The 22,293-nt window shown below is 59.9% G+C and carries 14 protein-coding genes and 1 CRISPR repeat array; of the genes, 10 read left to right on the top strand and 4 right to left on the bottom strand.

From position 1 onward, the window contains the following. Positions 1–40: 40 nt before the first annotated feature. Positions 41–1,810 (top strand): glycoside hydrolase family 2 protein, encoded by a 1,770-nt coding sequence (locus ACNSPV_RS01250; protein WP_348584863.1) that lies wholly within the window; start codon positions 41–43, stop codon positions 1,808–1,810. A gap of 130 nt (positions 1,811–1,940) precedes the next feature. On the opposite strand, the gene ACNSPV_RS01245 is transcribed toward ACNSPV_RS01250, so the two are convergent. From ACNSPV_RS01245 to ACNSPV_RS01230, 4 genes are all read right to left on the bottom strand, one after another. Further along, entirely contained in the window at positions 1,941–3,059 is a 1,119-nt protein-coding gene (locus tag ACNSPV_RS01245; RefSeq protein WP_348584864.1) for a foldase, read from the bottom strand. 191 nt (positions 3,060–3,250) lie between these two features. Beyond that, positions 3,251–6,736, bottom strand: coding sequence for a transcription-repair coupling factor (gene mfd / locus ACNSPV_RS01240; protein WP_348584865.1), 3,486 nt, complete (start codon positions 6,734–6,736; stop codon positions 3,251–3,253). 208 nt (positions 6,737–6,944) lie between these two features. After that, positions 6,945–7,523 (bottom strand): aminoacyl-tRNA hydrolase, encoded by a 579-nt coding sequence (pth, locus tag ACNSPV_RS01235; protein ID WP_348584866.1) that lies wholly within the window; start codon positions 7,521–7,523, stop codon positions 6,945–6,947. Positions 7,524–7,681: 158 nt separating this feature from the next. Continuing rightward, positions 7,682–8,440, bottom strand: coding sequence for a UDP-N-acetylglucosamine diphosphorylase (locus tag ACNSPV_RS01230; protein WP_348584867.1), 759 nt, complete (start codon positions 8,438–8,440; stop codon positions 7,682–7,684). 423 nt (positions 8,441–8,863) lie between these two features. Here ACNSPV_RS01230 and ppdK point away from each other — a divergent pair, with 423 nt between their 5' ends. The 9 genes from ppdK to ACNSPV_RS01185 all read left to right on the top strand — a co-directional run bounded on the left by ppdK (position 8,864) and on the right by ACNSPV_RS01185 (position 21,620). Further along, positions 8,864–11,530: a pyruvate, phosphate dikinase gene (gene ppdK / locus ACNSPV_RS01225; protein ID WP_348584868.1), complete on the top strand. Its 2,667-nt coding sequence runs from the start codon at positions 8,864–8,866 to the stop codon at positions 11,528–11,530. A gap of 339 nt (positions 11,531–11,869) precedes the next feature. Then, positions 11,870–14,611 carry a CRISPR-associated helicase Cas3' gene (cas3, locus tag ACNSPV_RS01220; RefSeq protein WP_348584869.1) on the top strand — a complete coding sequence of 914 codons (2,742 nt, stop codon included), beginning with the start codon at positions 11,870–11,872 and terminating at the stop codon, positions 14,609–14,611. Then, on the top strand, positions 14,592–16,208 hold the full coding sequence (casA, locus tag ACNSPV_RS01215) for a type I-E CRISPR-associated protein Cse1/CasA (RefSeq protein WP_348584870.1): 1,617 nt from the start codon (positions 14,592–14,594) through the stop codon (positions 16,206–16,208). The genes cas3 and casA overlap by 20 nt, the downstream gene beginning before the upstream one ends. A 12-nt stretch (positions 16,209–16,220) precedes the next feature. Continuing rightward, positions 16,221–16,838 (top strand): type I-E CRISPR-associated protein Cse2/CasB, encoded by a 618-nt coding sequence (gene casB, locus ACNSPV_RS01210; RefSeq protein ID WP_348584871.1) that lies wholly within the window; start codon positions 16,221–16,223, stop codon positions 16,836–16,838. A 2-nt stretch (positions 16,839–16,840) separates the two neighbouring features. Beyond that, positions 16,841–17,899, top strand: coding sequence for a type I-E CRISPR-associated protein Cas7/Cse4/CasC (gene cas7e, locus ACNSPV_RS01205; RefSeq protein ID WP_348584872.1), 1,059 nt, complete (start codon positions 16,841–16,843; stop codon positions 17,897–17,899). Next, positions 17,899–18,561 carry a type I-E CRISPR-associated protein Cas5/CasD gene (cas5e, locus tag ACNSPV_RS01200; RefSeq protein ID WP_348584873.1) on the top strand — a complete coding sequence of 221 codons (663 nt, stop codon included), beginning with the start codon at positions 17,899–17,901 and terminating at the stop codon, positions 18,559–18,561. Before cas7e ends, cas5e begins: the two co-directional genes overlap by 1 nt. A 13-nt stretch (positions 18,562–18,574) precedes the next feature. Beyond that, the gene (gene cas6e, locus ACNSPV_RS01195) at positions 18,575–19,207 is read left to right on the top strand and encodes a type I-E CRISPR-associated protein Cas6/Cse3/CasE (protein WP_348584874.1); all 633 of its coding nucleotides are present in this window, start codon (positions 18,575–18,577) and stop codon (positions 19,205–19,207) included. A 66-nt stretch (positions 19,208–19,273) separates the two neighbouring features. Then, positions 19,274–19,849: a CRISPR direct-repeat array (repeat unit 28 nt; unit sequence CTTTTCCCCGCACATGCGGGGGTGATCC). A gap of 269 nt (positions 19,850–20,118) precedes the next feature. Further along, complete coding sequence (locus ACNSPV_RS01190) at positions 20,119–21,156, top strand: lysylphosphatidylglycerol synthase transmembrane domain-containing protein (RefSeq protein ID WP_348584875.1); 1,038 nt, start codon at positions 20,119–20,121, stop codon at positions 21,154–21,156. Positions 21,157–21,161: 5 nt separating this feature from the next. Continuing rightward, positions 21,162–21,620 carry a hypothetical protein gene (locus ACNSPV_RS01185; RefSeq protein ID WP_348584876.1) on the top strand — a complete coding sequence of 153 codons (459 nt, stop codon included), beginning with the start codon at positions 21,162–21,164 and terminating at the stop codon, positions 21,618–21,620. Positions 21,621–22,293 lie beyond the last annotated feature (673 nt).

The following is a 22,293-nucleotide window of genomic DNA, read 5'->3' as shown; positions in this document are numbered from 1 at the left end:
TGTGCTAGAATGAAACCAACAAATCAAAGGCGGTGAAACCATGCACCCACTCCCGGAATATCCTCGCCCGGCCATGCGCCGGGACAGCTATGAGAACCTGAACGGCCTGTGGAAGTACGCCATTACCCAGACAGCTGAATACCCCGCTGCGTGGGACGGCAGCATTCTGGTGCCCTACTCGCCGGAAACAAAGGCCTCCGGCGTGGGCCGCACCCTGCAGCCCGGCCAGTGGCTGCACTACCACTGCACCTTTGCTCCCCCTCCGGGAGAAGGGAGCCGGGTGCTGCTGCACTTCGGCGCAGTGGACTATGCCTGTGCGGTGCAGGTGAACGGCCATCTGGTGGGCGGCCATCGGGGCGGCTACTGGCCCTTCACACTGGATGTCACCGCCCAGCTCAACGATACGGGCCGCAACAGCCTGTGGGTGGCCGTGCAGGACCCCACGGACAGCGGCATGCAGGCCCGGGGCAAGCAGACCCTGAAGCCCGGCGGCATGTTCTACCCGGCCCAGAGCGGCATCTGGCAGACGGTCTGGTTGGAGCGTGTGCCGGAAAATTACATCCAGTCGCTCACGGTCACGCCGGACTACGATGCCCGCACCGTGACCGTGAAAGCCCATACTTCCATGCCCGGCGGTGCGGTGAACCTGTGGGCCGTGGTGCGGGCCGGGGGCGTGACCATTGCCGAGGACTGGGGCAGCGACGAAGCGGACCGGGACGGCGAGGTGACGCTGAACATCCCGGAGGAACATTTCTTTCCGTGGAGCCCGGATACCCCGTTTTTGTATGACCTGACCGTGGGAACCACGCAGGGAGAGGAGGAACAGTTCGACACCGTGCACAGCTATTTTGCCCTGCGCAAGTGGAGCTGTGAGCCGGATGCGCAGGGTGTGCTGCGCTTCTGCCTGAACGGAAAGCCCATCCTGCTCAACGGCCTGCTGGATCAGGGCTACTGGCCGCAGGGCCTGTATACCCCGCCTTCCGATGCGGCGGTGGAGCGGGAGCTGAGCGAGGTGAAAGCGCTGGGCTTCAACCTGCTGCGCAAGCACGCAAAAATCGAGCCGGAGCGCTGGTATTACCACTGCGACAGGCTGGGCCTTGTGGTCTGGCAGGACATGGTGAACGGCGGCAGCGCCTACAAGCTGTGGTTCGTCACCTACCTGACCAATGTGCTGCAGCCGCTGCTGCGCCGCCTGCCCGATGCAGAGCCACTCTGGGGGCTGCTGAGCCGGGGAAAGGAAAGCAGCCGGGAAGAATACCGCCGGGAGCTGGAAGCCACGGTACAGGTGCTTTCCGGCCATCCCTGTGTCGGCTGCTGGGTGCCTTTCAACGAAGGCTGGGGCCAGTTTGATGCGGCCGGGGCAGTGCAGGCCATCCGCACGCTGGACGATACCCGCCTTGTGGACGAGGCCAGCGGCTGGTATGATCAGGGCGGCGGAGATGTGTGCTCCATCCACAACTATTTCTATCCGCTGCATGTAAAGCCCGGAAAGCGCACTGTGGCCCTGAGTGAATACGGCGGCATTGCATGGCCCATGCCGGGGCACGAAGCTCCGGGCAGGACCTACGGCTACGGTACGGCCAAGAGCCGTGCAGAGCTGACGGCCCGCTGCAAAAAGCTGCAGTTGGGCACAGTGCTGCCCCAGCTGAAAAAAGGACTCTCGGCGCTGGTGTATACCCAGCTGACGGATGTGGAGGATGAGGTGAATGGGCTGTTCACCTATGACCGGGCCGAGATCAAGCCGGACGCGAATGCCATCCGTTCGGTGAATGCTGCCCTTGCCGCAGAGTTCGCGAAAGTGACGCTGTGAAAGAAAATCGGTCTCGCCCAGCGATGACGGAGAGGGCAAGCACGCTAAACAATAAAAACCGCCTGCGGTTTTCCACAATGCTTTTGCAAACGGTGGAAAACCACAGGCGGCTCTTTTTTCATAGAGGCTCTCAGCTGTTGGCGCTGCTGTTCACGATCTTTTTGGCGGGCAGTTTGTTCATGGCGGAGCTGTTCAGGCTGTGGGCCAGCTCTGCACCGCTGGAAGCCAGTGCATCGTCCAGCTCGCTGCCCTTCATATCGCTCAGGACCTGCTCCCGCAGATCATCCAGAGAGGATACGCTCAGCGGGTCCACACGCACCAGCAGGAGCAGGGTGTAGCCGTTGATCTGCACGGCAGCGGCTTCGCCGTAGGAAAGGCTGCGCAGAGCATCGGCAGCACCGTCCTGCGTAAAGGTCGAAGCAACATCGCTTTCGGTCAGCAGTTCGGTCTGGACGCTGGCGCTGTCGTCGGAAGTTTTGCCGTCCAGCACAGCGTAGATGTCCGGCAGGGCATTCTGTGCGGCCTCATGCAGGGCACTCACCTGATCCGAGACCGTCTCGCCGCCTGCAGCGTTGACGCTGTCGGCAGCAGTCTGGGCCAGCCGGAGCATTTTGGTTTTCTGGTCGTCGTTCGCAAAGGCATAGGTGCTGGTGTTGTACAGCGGGATGCTGATGTAGCAGATCTCGTACATGCTGTCGTCCAGATGGCTGGTCAGCTCGTCGTCCTCCACCGGGGTCTCGCCGTCCGGGCCGTAGACCATATCCAGCAGAGCGGTGTGCTCCACCTGCAGGCGCTGGTAGGCCTTGATGGTCTCCAGACCGATGCCGTTGGCGGTGTAGGTGTCGCCGTACTGGTCCATCATCTGCTGGGCATAACGGTCGGCAGTGGCGATCTGCTCGTCGGTCAGCTCACCGCCCAGTGCCTTGAAGCGGGCATCCACAGCAGCCAGCGTTTCCAGCGTCTGCTGGGTCTGCTGGGCCACGTAGTCGCTGACCACGGCGGTCTCGCCGCTGTCAGAGTCGGTGGTGATCGTCTCCTTCAGAAAGGCTTTTGCATCCGAGGCATCCTGATCGCTGCCGGCCAGCTGTGCCGCCTGCTGATAGGCTCCGTACTGGGCCAGCAGATACATGCCGGAGGTGATCTCAAAATCACCGATGCTGCCCACGGTATCCGGGGTGGAAATGGTGCAGCCTGCAAAGCTGAAGGTGAGTGCCAGCGCGCAGACCAGTGCAAGAAGTTTCTTTTTCATGGTTGTTGCTCCTGTTTTTAGAATTGAAAGAGACCCTCTCAGTCATCGCTGCGCGATGCCAGCTCCCCCGAAGGGGGGAGCTTTTTCACTGTGGAGGGGAAAGCGGGTGCGGTTCTCAGAAATTGCTTCTTAAATTTCCTTTGAAGCTCCCCCTTCGGGGGAGCTGGCGCGTCAGCGCCTGAGAGGGTTCGTTATTTAGACGCTTTTGCTTTTTCTCCGCCATTCAGGATCTCCGCCATCGCCTTGAGGATGCTCTGCAGCAGCTCCAGCGGCTTTTCGTCGGGCTGCAGGGTGACAGAAAGATAGGGCCGGTTGCCTGCACCGGCGGTGACGCGGCCGTTGAAGGCTACCAGCAGGCCCCGGATCATGGGCAGATCCAGACTTTCCAGCTGCAGGGTGAGGGTGTCCTTTTTCTGGGTCACTTCGGTCACGCCCACAGCGCTGGCCTGCACGCGCACCAGTGACACGTTCACCAGATCGCTCACCGAGGGCGGCGGGTCGCCGTAGCGGTCGATGAGCTCGTCCAGCACATCGGCGGCATCCTCTGCCGTCTGGATGGCGGCAATGCGCTTATAAGCTTCAATGCGGCCCGGGCCGTCTGCGATATATTTCTCCGGGATGAAGGCATCCACCCGCAGGTCCACAAGGCATTCGCTCTTGTCCCGCCGGACAGGTTCGCCCTTGGCCCGGGCGATGGCCTGCCCCAGCATCTTCACGTAGAGGTCGTAGCCCACGGCCTCCATGTGGCCGTGCTGGCTGTGGCCCAGAAGACTGCCCGCACCCCGGATCTGCAGATCCCGCATGGCGATGCGGAAGCCGGAACCGAAGGCCGTGAACTCCCGGATAGCGGAGAGCCGCTTCTGGGCGATGTCGGTCAGGGTCTTGTCCCGCCGGAAGGTGAAGTAGGCATAGGCTTTGCGGCCGGAGCGGCCCACCCGGCCTCTGATCTGGTACAGCTGGGCAAGGCCCATGCGGTCGGCGTCCTCGATGATGAGGGTGTTGCAGTTGCGCACATCGATGCCGGTCTCGATGAGGGTGGTGCACACCAGAATGTCGATCTCACCGTTCAGCAGATGCTGCCACACGGGGTTCAGCTCTTCCTCGGTCATCTTGCCGTGAGCAATGCCGATGCGTGCGCCGGGCACCAGCTTGCTCACATGGGCGGCGCAGGCTTCGATGTTGTCCACCCGGTTGTGCAGGTAGTACACCTGCCCGCCCCGGGCAAGCTCCTTCTTCATGGCCTCGGCAAGGATGACGTCGTTGTATTCCAGCACAAAGGTCTCCACGGGCTGCCGCTCGATGGGCGGCTGTTCGATGGTGGAAAGGTCCCGGATGCCGCTCATGGCCATGTTCAGGGTGCGGGGGATGGGAGTGGCCGACAGGGTGAGCATGTCCACCCCGATGAAGTTCTCCTTGAGCTTTTCCTTGTGCTTGACGCCGAAGCGCTGCTCCTCATCGATGATGACAAGGCCGAGGTCGTGGAACTTCACGTCCTTGGACAGCAGCCGGTGGGTGCCCACCACGATGTCCACACTGCCCGACTGCAGGCCCCGGAGGGTCTCCTTCTGCTGCTTTGCGGTGCGGAAGCGGGACATCATCTCCACCTTCACGGGAAAAGCTTCCATGCGGGAGAGGATGGTGTTGTAGTGCTGCCACGCCAGCAGGGTGGTGGGGGCAAGGATGGCGCACTGCTTGCCGCCCATCACGCACTTGAAGGCGGCGCGCAGGGCCACTTCGGTCTTGCCCACGCCCACGTCGCCGCACAGCAGGCGGTCCATGGGATAACCCTTTTCCATGTCCTGCTTGATCTCGGCGGTGGCGTTCAGCTGGTCATCGGTCTCGTCGTAGTCAAAGCGGGTCTCAAAGTCCCGCTGCCAGTCGCCGTCCGGCGGGAAAGCGTAGCCCGTGGCCTGACGGCGGCGGGCGTACAGCTCAATGAGCTCCTGCGCCATTTCCTCGGTGGCTTTTTTCACCTTGGCGCGGGTACGCTGCCACTCGGCGCCGCCCAGCTTTGCCAGCTTTACCTTTTCCTCGTCGCCGGGGGCGGTGTAGCGGCTCAGCAGGTCCAGCTGGGTCACCGGCACGTACAGCACGTCCGAGCCGGAATACTGTACCTTGAGGTAATCTTTCGTGGCACCCTGCACTTCCAACCGCTGGATGCCCGCATACATGCCGATGCCGTGGCTCTGGTGCACCACATAGTCCCCGGGCTTGATATCCGAAAGGCTGGAAAGGGCATTCTTGTTCTTTTTGCGCTTTTTGGTCTCGGCGGCGGTCTCTTCCTCCAGACCGTGCCGACGGCTGGACAGCACCGCCGCATGGGCAAAGGGGAAGGTGCACCCGGCGGTCAGATGACCCGGCAGCACCTGCACGATGCCTTTTGTGGGCCGCACATCTCGGCTCATGCTCACGGAGTAGCCCTTGTCGGCAAGGTCGCGGGTGAGGGCGGCGGCACCCTTGGGCGTGCCGGAGAACAGGGTGACGGCATAGCCCTGCGCAATAAGGGGGTCCAGATCCTCCCGCAGGGAAGCAAGGTCGCCGTTCCAGTTGGGTGCGGCAAAGGCTTCGGCGTTGATGAGATTTTTCAGCTTGAACTCGTTCATGCCGCGCAGAAAGTTCTCGCACAGCAGGGTGCTCTGCTTCTGAGCGGCAGCGGCAAGGTCGTCCATGGTCTGGTAGAGCACATCCAGCCCGGGGCAGAGCACGCCCTCCTCCAGCAGTCCGGTCAGCTCCTCGCTGCGGCGGAACTCGGTGGCCTTCTGGGCGTCCCGGATGCCGCCCACCTCGTCCAGAATGAACAGCGGTGTGTCCAGATGATCCAGCAGGGTGGCCGGGCTCGGATAGCGCAGGCCGTAGTATTTATCCATGGCTTCCGGCATCAGGCCGGAGTCCAGCTGAGCAAGGTCGGCTTCCGTGGCCTTTTCCAGTGCGGTGCGATGCCGGCCGCGCGCCTTTTTGATGGCGGCACGCAGGGCTTCGGCGGTCTCGGCTGTGTCGCCGAACAGCACCTCGCGGGCAGGGGAAAGATAAATTTTATCCAGTGCGCTGTCCCGCCGCTGGGTGAGCAGGTCAAAGGAGGAAATGGAATCGATCTCATCGTCCCAGTATTCCACGCGGGCGGGCTGGCGCATATCCGGCGCATAGATATCCACGATATCGCCGCGCACACTGAACTGTCCCGGGCCGTCCACCTGACTGCGCCGCACATACCCGGCGGCGAACAGCCGGGCCACAAGACCCTCGCGGTTGTACACCATGCCGGGTTTGAGGGTGAGGGTGTTCTTTAAAAATTCATCCCGGGGCACGGTGTACTGCAACAGCGCTTCGGCGGGCACGCAGACCGCGTTCAGCCGCCCGCCTGCAAGGGAACCCAGCACCGAAAGGCGGCGGTACTCGTACTCGCGGCCCGCGCCCTCCACCGGGCGCAGCATAAAGTCCCGGGGCGGGAACACGGCGGCAGAAAGGCCCAATGCCTTGAGGTCGTCCGCAAAGTGGGTGGCCTCGGCCTCGCCGGGGGTCACGATGCAGAGCACCCGGCCAAGGTCTTTTTGCAACGCGGCGTACAGCAGGGCACGGCCTGCAGGCGGCAGACCGAACAGCGCGGCAGGGCCGGGCTTTGCAAAGCTGGCGGCGATCTTCTGATATTCCGGTGTGGCCTTGAGCAAGGCTTCGTACATGGAAAAACCTCCTTTCCTGTCAGGGTGCGGGAGAATAACGATTTTGAATATCCTCCGCTTGCGCTCTGGATATTTTCAGCGGAAAAATGATTTATATTTTGCAATTCAGGAAAATCTGCGGATTTTCCTGAATTGCTTTTTCACGGGTGGGGTCGTAAAGGCAAACGGCAGCTGCCACGCTGGTTTCTTGCGGGAACCGAAGGTGCTTTTACCCGTTATATTTGCTCTGTGCCAGACTCAGCTTGCCGTCCATGATGAGCTTTGCGGCGGCCTCAAGGTCGGGGTAGCGGTCGGCGATGGCTTTGGCGTCCTCCGGCGGGAACTTGCCCAGCACCCATGCGGCAAGGTCGTAGTCCGGGTGGGGCTTTGCGCCGATGCCGATGCGGATGCGGGGAAAGTTCTCCCCGCCCAGCCGGGCGATGATGCTCTTCAGGCCGTTGTGCCCGCCGGCAGAACCGGAGGGGCGGATGCGCAGCTTGCCGGGCGCCTGCGTGATATCATCGCACAGCACCAGCACATGGTCGGCAGGGATCTTGAAAAAGCCCGCCATGGGGGCGATGGAATCGCCGGAGAGGTTCATGTAGGTCAGGGGCTTCAGCAGCACCACCTTGTGGCCGTTCACCTCGCCCTGTCCCCACAGGCCCTGAAATTTGGTCTTGCCAACAGAGATGTTCCACTTGTCGGCCAGCGCGTCCAGCGCGGCAAAACCGGTGTTGTGGCGGGTGCCGTCATATTTTGCTTCGGGGTTGCCCAGCCCTGCAATGAGCCAGATATCGTTTTCATTCATGATATGGTAATACCTTTTCCTGATAATAGTGTGATACAACATCTAAGTATAACATACGCGCGCGCAAAAAGATATACATTATAAGCAAAAAATGCCCCCGTGCCGCAGGACACAGGGGGCAAAAGGGCTTATTGCAGCTTCAGCGTGAGGGCAGAGCGTTACTTGTTCTGCTCGTTTTCCAGCTTCTGCTTTTTGGCAATGTAGGCTTCCATCTTGGGTTCTGCCCAGCCCTCCAGATTGGTCTGGCGCTCCCGGGCGATGCCCAGTGCCTGTGCGGGCACATCCTTGGTGATGGTGCTGCCGGCGGCGGTGTAAGCACCGTCGCCCACCTTGACCGGGGCCACAAGGTTGGTGTTGCAGCCGATAAAGCAGTAATCGCCGATCTGGGTGCGGAACTTGTCCTTGCCATCGTAGTTGCAGGTGACGGTGCCGCAGCCGAAGTTGCAGTACTTGCCCACATCGCTGTCGCCGATGTAGGTCAGGTGGCTCACCGTGTTGCCCCGGGCAAAGTTGGAGTTCTTGGTCTCCACGTATGCACCCAGATGCACGCCGTAGTCGGTGACGGTGTTCACCCGCACATGGGTGAAGGGACCGATATTGTTGTGGGGGCCGATGTGGCTGCTGTACACCTGACTGGCGTTGACGGTGCTGCCCTCATCTACGATGCTGTCCTCGATGAGGGTGTTGGGGCCGATGATGCAGCCTGCACCGATGACTGTTCTGCCCCGCAGGATGGTACCGGCCAGAATGACGGCACCCGGGGCAATGACCACGTCCGGTGCGATCTGAACGGTGCGGCTGTCGATGATCACGCCGTTTGCGATATGCTGCAGCAGAATGACCTCGCGGGCGGCTTCGGCAGCATCCAGCTGCTCACGCGCTGCGTTCAGCGCAGCAGAAGATACAGAATTTTCCATACGATAGATCTCCCTTCCGGCACGGTGCTCTCCCGGCGGGCAGACCAGCTTTTTCTGCCCGGAGAAATGTTGCATCCATATCCAAAGATGGATACAACAGGAGATATGTGCCGACAAAAAAGAAAAGCTGAAATTACAGGGATAGAAAGTTGTATCCAACAGGCGGGGAAACCGCGTCAGAAAACGAAAAACCTCTCGAACTTTCTCCCATTCTATACTACCTTAAAACTTGGCAAATTTCAAGGGATTTGCATAAAAAATAACAGACAAATTCGGGATTTTGCATGGTGGAAAGGAATGGATTTTCTGGTATAATAGTTTAGCATTCACAAACAATGTTCATCGGTCGAGTTTTTAAGACAAGGCAAACGATGAGACTGCGGTGCGGCTGTGCTGCAGTCACGAATGGGAGGTAAACAACGCATGAGCAAAAAGTATCTGTACTACTTCAGCGAAGGCAATGATGCTTTCGGCGGCGACAAAGTCACCATGAAGAATACTCTGGGCGGCAAGGGTGCTGGTCTGGCAGAAATGACCGCAGCCGGTATGCCGGTGCCGCAGGGTTTCACCATCACCACCGACGCCTGCACCCAGTATTATGCAGACGGCCGTCAGATCAATGACGAGATCACTGCTGATATCTTTGAGCACCTCAAGGGTCTGGAAGAGATCACCGGCAAGAAGTTCGGCGATAACCAGAACCCCCTGCTGGTCTCTGTCCGTTCCGGCGCACGTCAGTCCATGCCCGGCATGATGGACACCATCCTGAACCTGGGCCTGAACGACGAGGCTGTTGAAGGTCTGGCAAAGAAGACCGGCAACGCCCGTTTTGCATACGACTGCTACCGCCGCTTCGTGCAGATGTTCGCGGACGTCGTTATGATGGTCCCGAAGAGCCTGTTCGAGGTCGAGATCGACAAGATGAAGGAAGCCAAGGGCGTCAAGAATGACGTTGACCTGACTGCTGACGACCTGAAGGAACTGGTCGGCACCTTCAAGAAGATCTACGAGGAGAACGAAGGCCGTCCCTTCCCGCAGGATCCCCGCGATCAGCTGATCGAGGCTGTCAAGGCCGTCTTCCGCAGCTGGGATAACCCCCGTGCAAACGTCTACCGTAAGATGAACGAGATCCCCTACGAGTGGGGCACCGCAGTCAACGTTCAGCAGATGGCATTCGGCAACTCCGGCGACCGCTCCGGCACCGGCGTTGCATTCACCCGTGACCCCGCCACCGGCGCTAAGAAGCTGATGGGCGAGTACCTGATCAATGCACAGGGCGAGGACGTCGTCGCAGGCGTGCGCACTCCTTCTCCCATCAGCCACCTGAAGGATCAGATGCCTGAGGTGTACGATCAGTTCGTTGAGATCGCAACCCGTCTGGAGAACTACTTCCGCGATATGCAGGATATGGAGTTCACCATCGAGGACGGCCACCTGTACATGCTGCAGACCCGTAACGGCAAGCGTACCGCTCAGGCCGCTCTGCAGATCGCATGTGATCTGGTGGACGAGGGCATGATCACCGAGCAGGAAGCTGTCCTGCGCGTGGAGCCCAAGCAGCTGGATACCCTGCTGCATCCCCAGTTCGACGCCGCTGCCCTGAAGGCCGCCGAGGTCGTCGGCAAGGGTCTGGCAGCTTCTCCCGGTTCTGCCTGCGGCCAGATCGTCTTTACTGCTGAGGAAGCAGAGGAGATGGTCAAGTCCGGCAAGATGAAGAAGGTCGTTCTGGTCCGTCTGGAGACCAGCCCCGAGGATATCGTGGGCATGCAGGTCTCTCAGGGCATCCTGACCGTCCGCGGCGGCATGACCAGCCACGCAGCCGTTGTTGCCCGTGGTATGGGCACCTGCTGTGTCTCCGGCTGCGGCAATGACAACGAGGTCAAGATCGACGAGGAAGCAAAGACCTTCGAGATTAATGGTCACAAGTTCGCCGAGGGCGACTGGATCTCCATCGATGGTTCCACCGGCAACATCTACGGCGAGCAGGTCGCTACCGTGGCCGCTACCGGCAATAAGAACTTCAACCGTTTCATGGGCTGGGCAGACGCTGCTCGTCAGCTGCTGGTCATGACCAACGCCGACAACCCGCGCGACGCACAGCAGGCAGTGGATCTGGGTGCTGAGGGCATCGGCCTGTGCCGTACCGAGCACATGTTCTTCGCAGAGGATCGCATCAAGGCTGTCCGTGAGATGATCTGCGCACGTACCGTGGAAGAGCGCGAAGCTGCTCTGGCCAAGGTCGAGCCGTTCCAGCAGGGTGACTTCGAGGCCATGTACCGCATCATGGGTGAGCGCCCGATGACCATTCGTTATCTGGACCCGCCTCTGCACGAGTTCCTGCCCACCAAGGACGAGGACATCAAGGAGCTGGCTGCCGATATGGGCATGACCTTCGATGACCTGAAGAACGTGGTTACTTCTCTGCACGAGTTCAACCCCATGATGGGTCACCGCGGCTGCCGTCTGGCTGTCACCTACCCCGAGATCGCTGCGATGCAGACCCGCGCTGTCATCAAGGCTGCTCTGAACGTCTCTGCTGAGACCGGTTATATGATCACCCCGCACATCATGATCCCGCTGGTCGGCGAGGTCAAGGAGCTGAAGTTCGTCAAGGACGTTGTGGTCAAGGTCGCAGACGAGCTGATCGCTGCCGCAGGCGTTGAGATGAAGTATCAGGTCGGTACCATGATCGAGATCCCCCGCGCAGCCCTGACTGCCGGCGAGATCGCCAAGGAAGCTGAGTTCTTCAGCTTCGGCACCAACGACCTGACCCAGATGACCTTCGGCTTCAGCCGTGATGATGCCGCCAAGTTCCTGGGCGCATACTACGAGAACAAGATCTACGAGAGCGATCCGTTCCAGCATCTGGATCAGATCGGCGTTGGCAAGCTGGTCAAGATGGCTGCCCACGACGGCCGCGAGACCCGTCCCGATCTGGGTCTGGGCATCTGCGGCGAGCACGGCGGCGACCCCACGAGCGTGGAGTTCTGCCACAATGTCGGTCTGGACTACGTCAGCTGCTCTCCCTTCCGTGTGCCTATCGCACGTCTGGCTGCCGCTCAGGCTGCTATCAAAAATCCCCGCAAGTAATTGCGTGAGCGCTTGAAAAAGCACAAATAAAGCAAACGAACCGCCCCGGTTTCCGAAGCAGGAAGCCGGGGCGGTTTTTTGCACAAAGAAGAAAGCTCTTTTTCGGAACTCTGATGAATTTGAGCGGTGCCGTTGACAGCAGAAAGGCAGAGGCGTATCTTTGAAACGGAAATCAGAGTATGGCAGGATGGAAATGCCGACCGGATGAGAATGGAACGGACGGGCTGTTTTTCATTTCCGGAGATAAAGCCATGAAAGTACGGATTATGGGACATGTCGTCTGCTATGCTTACTACATGGGATACACGACCCATCAGGAAAGGAGCAAAAATGAGACGGATGCTGGATCGATCACGGCTTCTGGCCGGCAAAACGGATCCGGAAAATAGCAATCTGTGGCTGCCGCTCTGGATGCACCTGCGGGATACGGCAGAGATCATGGAGCTTCTGGTGCGGAAATGGCTGCCCGACAGCGTAAAAAAGGCATCCGGATTGGAAGAGGAAGAATTGGTGCAGCTGGCTCGCTTTTTGGGCTGGGGGCACGATCTGGGTAAGGCAATTTTAATCTTCCAGAGCACGATCATGCAGTGCTTGCCCGAGGCGAAACAACGGCTGGAACGCCTGACACCGCTGAGCTGCCAGAAACTGAACCGGTGCGAAACGCCCCATGCCCGGGCGAGTGAAGCAATTTTGAGAAAACTGGGGTGCCCTGACGGGATCGCTTCGGTCGCGGGTGCCCATCATGGCAAGCCGCAGGACGGCACAGAAGTTGACAAACAGTTTACATGCTGGGAAGTCAACTACTACCCGGAAGAGCAAAAGGGCATCTGGGAGGGCTTTTGGAACGAATTGCTTCAAGAGGCACTGCAGGACAGCGGCTATTCCGGGGTGGACGCGCTGCCGGTGCTCAACCAGCCCGAAGAGATTTTGCTGACGGGGCTTTTGATCATGGCGGACTGGATCGCCAGCAACACGGATTATTTCCCGCTGATCCCTGTGGAAGAGACGGGCAGTGAGGAGGTTTATCCGGAACGTGCGGATCGGGCGTGGCGCGAATGGGATAAACAGGAGACTGCTTCACCCTGGGCGGCGCAGACCACCATTGCAGAGCCGGAGGAATTTGCAAAGCGGTTTGGCTTTGCGCCCAATGCGGTGCAGCAGGCGGCCATGGAAGCCGCCAACACCATGGATGCACCGGGCATTTTGATTCTGGAAGCACAGATGGGCGTGGGCAAGACCGAGGCGGCGCTGGCGGCAGCGGAAATTCTGGCGGCACGCTTTGGAGCGGGCGGCATCTTCTTTGGTCTGCCCACGCAGGCAACGGCAAACGGGCTTTTTCCGCGTCTGCTGCAATGGGCAGAAAACCAGCCTGATGACCTGCCCAGATCGATCCGGCTTGCGCACGGCATGGCGGAACTGAACGAAGAGTATATCCGCCTGCAGCAACGGCCGGTGCGGGTGCAGGACGACTGGGACGACCCGGAAGCAGAAGAGCAGCGGGTGCAGGTGCATCAGTGGTTCCGGGGCAGCAAGCAGGCACTGCTGGCAAACTTTGTCATCGGCACGGTAGACCAGCTGTTGATGGCGGCTCTGTGCCAGAAGCATGTGATGCTGCGCCATCTGGGCCTTGCGGGCAAGGTGGTGATCGTGGACGAATGCCACGCTTATGATGCGTACATGAACCGCTATCTGGACCGTGCGCTGGAATGGCTGGGCTGGTACAAGGTGCCGGTGATCCTGCTGTCGGCCACGCTGCCTGCCCGGCGGCGTGCAGAGCTGATCGAGGCTTACCAGCAAAAGCGCCGCCCCGGCCCGGATGCGCCTTGGAAAACCAGCTGTGGCTATCCGCTGCTGACATGGACGGACGGTGCACAGGTGCAGCAAAAGACCATCCCGCTGGATACGGCCGCCCGGAATGTGCAGACAGTGCGCCTGACAACGGAAGAACTGCCCGATTTCCTGTCCCAGAAAATGCAGGCTGGCGGCTGCGCGGGCGTCATCGTCAATACGGTGCGCAAAGCGCAGGAGGTGGCGCAGCGGCTGCGTCAGGTGCTGCCCGAAAAGGAAGTGCAGGTGTTCCATGCACAGTTCCTGATGCCAGACCGCGCCGCGCGGGAACAGGAGCTGATGCGGCGCATCGGCAAGCGCTCCACCGCTGCAGAGCGTGATGGGCTGATCGTGGTAGGTACGCAGGTATTAGAGCAGTCGTTGGATGTGGATTTCGATGTGATGGTTACAGAGCTTTGCCCGATGGATCTGCTCTTACAGCGCATCGGCCGTCTGCAGCGCCACCCAAATCGGTCTCGTCCGCAGCCGCTGCAAACAGCGGTCTGTGCTGTGCTGGACACGGGCACAGAGGAATTTGACAGGGGCAGTGAGGCAGTGTATGGTCAATGGCTGCTCTGGCGCACCCGGGCATGCCTTCCGGAGAACATCTGCCTGCCGGAGGATATCTCTCCGCTGGTGCAGAAAGTCTACGGCTGGGAACAGGCCGATGCCCTGCCTGAAGCGGAACGGAGTGAGGGGATGTGCAAAGCCTATGAGTTTGCGCAGGCCCAGCGCAAAGAGCGGGCACAGGTGTATCTTGTGCCGCAGCCCAAAGTGCACAAAAGATTCAAACAACTCAATACCTTGGATGGCTGGATGCAGAATGTGGGGGCACATTCTGATGCAGCTGCCCGGGCGGCAGTGCGGGACGGCGACCCCTCGGTGGAGGTGCTGGTGATGCAGCGCCGGGCAGACGGAAGCATCCACTTCCTGCCGTGGCAGGAAAACGGCAGAGCGGTCGCATCCGACCAGCCGCCGCAGCCCGAAGACGCTTTGCAGATCGCCCGGCAGAAGCTGCGGCTCCCGGCGGTGTTCGGCAAAGTGTGGAAGGTGGACGAAGTCATCCGGAAACTGGAAGCGGACAACCGCAGCGGCCTTGCGGCGTGGCAGCTGTCTCCGCTGCTGCACGGAGAGCTGGTGTTGCTGCTGGACGAAAACCTGACCGCCCATCTTGCGGGCATGGAGCTTTGTTATGACCGTGAAAACGGCCTGACCTACCAAAAGGAGGAAACGGATGAAGGAGATCGAATTTAACCTGTTGACGGAGCCGTGGGTCCGGGTTCGGCTGCCGGACAATACGGTGCAGGAAGTTTCTCTGACGGACGCACTGCTCCATGCGCAGGATTATGTGGATCTGGCAGGCGAAATGCCCACGCAGGATGCCGCCATGCTGCGGCTGCTGCTGGCGGTGCTGTTTACCGTGTTTTCCCGCGTGAATGTGGAAGGTGAGCTAGAACCGTTTGAAGAAGAGGATGATGCTCTGGCTCGCTGGGGAGATCTGTGGCAGCTGGGGCATTTCCCGGAGCAGCCGCTGCGGGACTATCTGGAACAGTGGAAGGAACGCTTCTGGCTGTTCCACCCGACACATCCCTTCTGGCAGGTGCCGGGGGCTGAAATCGGGACAGCCTGCAGCGCGGCGATGCTCAACGGCGAAATGATAGAGAGCAAAAATAAACTCCGACTCTTTCCGTTGTATGCAGGGCAGAGCAAGGAGCGGCTGAGCTACCCGCAAGCCGCCCGGTGGCTGCTGTCCGTGAACGGCTTTGATGATACGTCTTTGAAGCCGAAAGAAAAGAATCTGCCATCTATAAGTGTTGGCTGGCTGGGGAGTCTTGGCTATATTCAGGCGCTGGGGAACAACCTGTACGAAACATTGATGCTGAATCTTACCCTGCTGAAGGATGGCCGGGAATACTGGAGTGAAAACCGCCCGTGCTGGGAACTGGAGACCCCAAGGAGCGCAGAGCGCACGAAAATCCCCTGCCCGGACGACCCGGCACAGCTGCTGACCCTGCAATCCCGACGGCTTCTGCTGCACAGGACAGAGGGAATGGTGGATGGCTACTTTGCATTGGGAGGCGATTTCTTCTCCAAAGAAAATGCTTTTGCGGAGCAGATGACCGTCTGGCGCAACGCTGCCAAAAAGAACGAGCCGGCGGTGTTTGTGCCCTGCCGCCATGACCCGGCCCGGCAGTTCTGGCGGGAGTTTCCGGCGGTGTTTTGTCAGGACAGTGGCCACCGCCCCGGCGTGGTACGCTGGACGGAGAAGCTACAAGAACAGCGGCTGGGAATCCTGGACTCCCGGCGGAAGGTCCATTTCCGCATCGTTGGAGTGCTTTATGCCACCCAAAACCACATCGAAGATATCTTCAGTGACAGCCTGACCTTTCAGGCAGGGCTGTTGGACGAACTGAGCTGCAAATGGCAGGAGCGCATCGTAAGAGAGGTCAATAACTGCGAAAAAGCAGCACAGTGTGTGGGGTATCTGGCGCAGGATATCGCTATTGCGGCCGGGAACAAAAATGAAAATGTCGGCGGCTCTGTCCGTGCACAGTTCTACTTTGCGGTGGACCAGCCCTTCCGGCTGTGGCTGCAAAAGATCGATGCAAATCAAAAGAACTATGATGAAATGGAACTGCGCTGGCAGGCGCAGGCGCGCAACATCGCGGAGAAGCTGGGGAAACAGATGGTGATGGAGGCCGGAAACGCCGCCCTGAAGGGCCACCGCATTGAGGTGGAAAAGACCAAAAAGACCGAAAACAAATCGAAAACCATTCTGTATACCTCGCCAAGGGCCTATAACATTTTTCGCGCAAAGCTTTGGGAAATCTATCCCAAAACAGAATCATAAAGGGGGAATTGGATGAAAACACAGAACGTCAGAATCTATACGGCGCAGCGGCTGCACTGGCTTTGGGCCCTGCCGGACAACCAGCGGCGGGCTGAGCTGGCAAAGCTGCGGCGGGGCGTTGGACACGCACCCGGCGATCTGCCGGAGCTGTGGGGGAGTTTTCTGCGGGGAATGCCAGAAAGCTTTCAGGGTCGCAGCGGCCCTTCCCACGCAGAGTGGGCGGTCTACCTTGCACTGACTTTATATGCTATGCATCAGCAGGGAAACAACCAGCCCATGAACCGCCCGGGCAATACGCTGGGCCGGGCGGTGCGGCAGCTGGCAGAGCGGAACACCCCTGCCGGACAGGATTGGACCGAAGCCAGCGTGCTGCGGCGGTTCAATGCGCTGGCCACCGCAGAAGAGATCACCGAGATCAGCCACCATCTGCGGGGGATGATCCAGCTGCTGAGCGCCGCAAAGGATGGCGGCATCCCGTTGGACTATCCGCAGCTTGCGGCAGATCTGTATGAATTACAATGCACCGACCCGCGGTATGCGCAGGTCCCCGCCAACGTCCGTCTGCGGTGGGGACAGGACCTGTACCGTGACTCGAAGCCTGCACCGGAAGAGAATGAAAAGGAGAATTGACCATGAACAAGCGCCTGTATGTTGATTTCCACATTTTGCAGACCGTACCGCCCAGCTGCATCAACCGGGACGACACCGGCAGCCCCAAAACAGCCGTGTACGGCGGTGTGACCCGTGCCCGGGTATCCTCACAGGCGTGGAAGCACGCCATGCGCGCTGCCTTTGCGGATGACGCCCGGCTGGACGTGGGCAAGCGCACCAAAAAGGTTGCAGAATTGGTAAAAGAGCAGATCCTTGCACTGGCTCCGGAAGCGGATGCGGACAAGCTGGCAAAGAAAGCACTGGAGAATGCGGGCATCAAGAGCGATGATAAAGGTACCAAAGCCCTGTTTTTCATGAGCACTGCGCAGGCAAAGGCATTGGCAGAGCTGGCTGTGGCGGGCAGCACCGACAAAAAAGAATACCAGAAGGCCCTGAAAGCAGCCCCTTCGATGGATATGGCGCTGTTTGGCCGCATGGTGGCAGATGACCCCTCCCTGAACTATGATGCCGCTGCGCAGGTGGCCCACAGCATCTCTACCCATGCCGTGCAGAACGAGTACGATTACTTTACCGCAGTGGACGATTGTCAGGCAGAGGACAATGCCGGTGCAGGCCATCTGGGCACGGTGGAGTACAACTCCTCCACCCTGTACCGCTATGCCACGGTAAACGTGATGGAGCTGGCCGGGCAGCTGGGTGCAGAGCAGGCAGCGGAAACGGTGCGGGCCTTTGGCGAAGCGTTTCTGTTCTCCATGCCCACCGGCAAACAGAACAGCTTTGCAAACCGCACTCTGCCGGATGCAGTGTATGTGACCATCCGGGAAGATCAGCCGGTGAACCTGTGCGGCGCATTCGAGCGTGCCGTGCCCCGCAGTACGCAGGGGTATGCCGAACCTTCCAAGGCAGCGCTGGCACAGTATGCACAGCAGATGTACAGCAGCTTTGCCGAGGCCCCGGCCCAGAGCTTTACCGTGGGCAGCGGTCTGGAGGCGCTGGCTCCGGCACAGACGGCAAAGGCCATGCTGGATGCGCTGGAAAAGGCTGTCCGGGATGCGCTTGCCGGAAATGAGGTGGGGTAATGGCAACGCTGTTGCTTCGGCTGGCAGCGCCTTTGCAGGCGTGGGGCTCGGACTCCAAATTTGAGACCCGCAAAACCAATCGGGAACCCACCAAGAGCGGCGTCATCGGCCTTTTGGCGGCGGCTCTGGGGCTGCGGCGGGACGAGAGTGAAGCGCTGGCCCGGTTGGCACAGCTGCGGTTCGGCATCCGCGTGGAGCGGGAAGGACAGCTGCTGGTGGACTACCACATCGCAAAGACGCAGGACCAAAAGACCTCTTATGTGACCTACCGCCACTATCTGCAGGATGCCGTGTTTCTGGCTGGGATCGAAAGCGAAGACACCGCCCTTTTGCAGCAGCTTCAGCAGGCGCTGCTGCACCCGGCCTTTCCGCTGTATCTGGGCCGCCGTTCCTGCCCGCCCACACTGCCGCTTTGTCTGGGACTACGGCAATGTTCTTTGCAGGAAGCACTGCAGACAGAACCGCCTCTGTGTCCGGGGCGGCATTGGCGGTTGGTGCTGGACGCCGACCCGCTGGAGCCGGGCACGGCTGTGCAGCGGGATGTGCCGGTCAGCTTTGACCCGCGCCATCGGCAGTACGGCTACCGTTCGGCGCGGGAGCTCTGGCAGACCATGCCGGACAGCCCGGAAAAGACGGAGCATGACCCGTTCCGGGAATTGTAAAGGGGGCGAGAGAATGTATTTATCACGGGTAGAGCTCGATCCCACCCGCCGCAGCACCATGGCTGCACTGGCGGCACCGCAGAAATTGCACGGCGCAGTGGAAAGCGCCTTTACGGGGGAGCGCCGCCGCAGGCTGTGGCGGCTGGATCGTCTGGGAGAGCGGCTGTATCTGCTGCTGCTCAGCGAGGATGTGCCGGAGCTGTCCGGTGTGGTGGAGCAGTTCGGCACCGGAGCGGCTGCGGAGACCCGCAGCTACGACCCGCTTTTGCAGCGGGTGGAGCCGGGCAGCAGCTGGCAGTTCCGGCTGACCGCAAACCCCACCAAATGCTGCAAAGACCCCAAGGCACCCGCAGAGCGGGGAACTGTGGCGGCGCACTGCTCGACAAAGTATCAGAAGCAGTGGCTGCTGGACCGCGCCGCAAAGCATGGCTTTGCTTTGCGGGAAGAGGAATTTACCGTGACCCGGGTGCAGTGGCAGCACTTTGCCAAGCACGGCACCCGGCCTGTGACCCTGCTGGCAGTGACCTACGAGGGTGTTTTGCAGGTGACCGACTCAGAGCAGTTCCGGGCACTGCTGTGTCAGGGCATGGGACGCGGCAAGGCCTACGGCCTTGGGCTGATGACCGTCATGCGCGGAGAAAACTGAGATGGACGAGATGCCGGGCATGATCCGGCCGGACCTGCAGGCACTGCCGCAGGTGAAGGATCGGATCTTTTCCCCGCACATGCGGGGGTGATCCCCGCAGGTCTGCGCTGGTAACGGTCTTTGTGCCCTTTTCCCCGCACATGCGGGGGTGATCCCGAGCCGCAGTTTATTGCCGACTTCCTTGTGAACTTTTCCCCGCATACGCGGGGGTGATCCTACCATTGCCGATATGCCCGGCGACTGTTATACCTTTTCCCCGCACATGCGGGGGTGATCCGGTGACCATAAGCCAGCGCCACGGAGCGCCCGTCTTTTCCCCGCATGTGCGGGGGTGATCCCATCCTGCACATTATGAACCGGGAGCGATCAGGCTTTTCCCCGCATACGCGGGGGTGATCCCTGACCGATGAGCACTACGCCGAGCTGACCGGCTTTTCCCCGCATACGCGGGGGTGATCCCGGTATGCTGGAAGCCAGCCAGACCTTCAGCGGCTTTTCCCCGCACATGCGGGGGTGATCCTCTGCCCACCCGGCAGGAGAAGGAAGCCGCAGACTTTTCCCCGCACATGCGGGGGTGATCCCAGGTTTTTTGCCTGTCCTGCGATTGACAGGCCCTTTTCCCCGCATACGCGGGGGTGATCCCTGCCCAACGCCGAGGAAAAAGTCATCGGCAGCCTTTTCCCCGCATGTGCGGGGTTTGCGAGAAGGAGTCACGGGCAGTGCCGCTGCGGATGCTTTTTTGTCGGCTGCAGATCCTTTGCGGGCCGGCCCTCTGACGCAGGCTGGGCAGAACGTTTTTTATCATTCCGCTGAAATTGCACAAGAAAATTCCGGTTCCGTTCACAAAGAGACGACTACACAGTGCTATACTTTTACCAGATCATTCCTTCTGAAAGGAGCCTGTTCTCTTTATGAGCCAACCCACCTCTGCCGCACCTTCCCGCAAAAAGACGACATTTTCGCTGCTGGTGCTCGCCGCACTCACCGGCATCATCGTGCTGCTGTTCAAGGACCACTGGGCCGAGATCACCGCAGCACTTTCGCAGCTGTCCGCATGGCAGGTGCTGGTGGTGCTGGCCATCGGCCTCAGCTATCCGCTGCTGGAAGGGTGCGTGGCGTGGGTCATCGTGCGCAGCCGCATTCCGGGTTTCAGGCTCCGGCAGGGCATCGATACCGCGTGGTGCGGCATCTTTGGCAATGTGGTCACACTGGGCGCAGGCGCCGTGCCGGTGCAGACCTGGTATCTCCACCGCTGCGGCCTGCCGGTGGGCCCGGGTGTGGGCCTGATGACCCTGCAGTACGTGTTCCACAAAACCACCGTGCTGCTGTATGCCACGGTGATGCTGCTGTTGCAGCACAGGTGGCTTGCCGCCAACACCACCGGTGTGATGAATTATCTGCCCATGGCATACGCTGTAGTGGCGGCCATCATTGTGGTGCTGGTGCTGGTGTGCGTATCGCCGCTGGTGCAGGACCTTGCCCGCTGGCTGATGCGTCTGCTGCCCAAAACGGAAAAATGGCAGCAGCGCCGCGCCGACTGGCAGCAGCAGCTGGATGTTCTGGGCGAGGAGAGCCGCCGTCTGCTGAAGGATAAGCCCCGCTGCGCTGAAATTCTGGCATTGCAGGCGGTCAAGCTGTTCGGGCTGTTCTGCCTGCCCTACCTGTGCATCCGGTTCATGGGGCTTTCCCCACTGGGGTTCTGGCAGGTGCAGCTGCTCACCAGCCTGATGCTGTTTTTGTCCAATGCCCTGCCCAATGTGGCCGGTATGGGCTCCATCGAGACGGCATTCCTGCTGGTGTTCGGCAGCTTTCTGGAGCGGGGCGAGGTGATGAGCATGATGATGCTCTACCGCATCGCCAGCTATTATGTGGTGTTCGCCGCCAGCGCCGTGGGCTTCTTCTTTGCCCAGCGGCATCTGGGCCAAATGGAGCCGCCAAAGGAGGCATGACTCTTATGAAGGAAAAAGGCATTCTGTCCCGGTTCGGCATCGTTTTGCTCATCCTGCTGGCGCTGGTGCTCATCCTTCCCTCTGCCCGGATCGATCTTGCATCCGGGATCAAGGCCAGCACACAGGCCGGTGTCCGGGTGGAGCACATTCAGAACTTTGCCCGCTCCGCAGAGATGGACTATCAGGTGCTCTCTGCCGACGACCCGGCCTATCAGCAGATCGCAAACGTGCTCTCCGGCCTTACCTGCGTCAAGCGGTTCAACCAGCAGTATTCCTCCTACAGCCACGAATACCCGGTGGACTCCGTCACCGTGAGCTATTACGATGCGGATGAAAACAACCGCTTGCTGGTCACGGTCTACTCCGACGGCACCGCCATCGTGAACAGCCAGTTCGTGAAGATCAAAACGCCCAAGGGCGGCGCGGAAGAAGTGTACCGTCAGCTGGCGGAGATCGTGAAGTAAAACTCCTTCCGTCTGCTCGCTGCACTCGCATCCACCTCCCTCAGTGAGGGAGGCTTTGGCAAAACCGTAAAGTTTTCCGCACTGCCAAGGGCTCCCTCTTTGAGGGAGCTGGCATGGCGTCAGCCATGACTGAAGGAGTTAAAAACAAAAATCGGGGCACGCAGGTGGTCAAGCTGCATGTCCCGTTTTTGTTTTTCTTTTGCATTCTGTGCGGTACCAATCACACCGAATGCCGCGCATCGAGCCGTGGGAGCAAACTAAAACCACAGCTCACTTGAAAAAAGAGAATGGAATGGAGGAATTGGCGTTTGCGCAGCAATGAAAGCCCCAGTGGGGCTTTTAAGCCACAAAGCGGTCTTGCGTAAGCAAGATGGAGTGGCCTCGCCACGACAAACTTGGGGATCACCTGACACAGCTCCGCAGCTCTGCCATGGCGGATCCGGTTTTCGCAGAAGCCCTTGCAGAGGCTCCCGCTTTTCTGGTGCAACGTAGTCCGGCATATCGGTTAGATTTGCCTAACCTCGTTGCGAGAACAGAATACCATAGCCGGTTAGTCTTGTCAACCCTTATTTTGCGATTTTTTTCGCAAAAGGGGTGTGCCGCCGGGATTTCGGCGCTTTTTCTACATTCTGCCCAAAGAAAGCCCCTTGCTTTGGCAGAAAACCCACTTGTT

It is taken from the genome of Faecalibacterium sp. 3 (assembly GCF_048323735.1).
GTDB classification, from domain to species: Bacteria; Bacillota; Clostridia; order Oscillospirales; family Ruminococcaceae; genus Faecalibacterium; species Faecalibacterium wellingii.
Note: the sequence above shows the minus strand (reverse complement) of the source record. Positions and strands in the feature narration are given on the sequence as shown.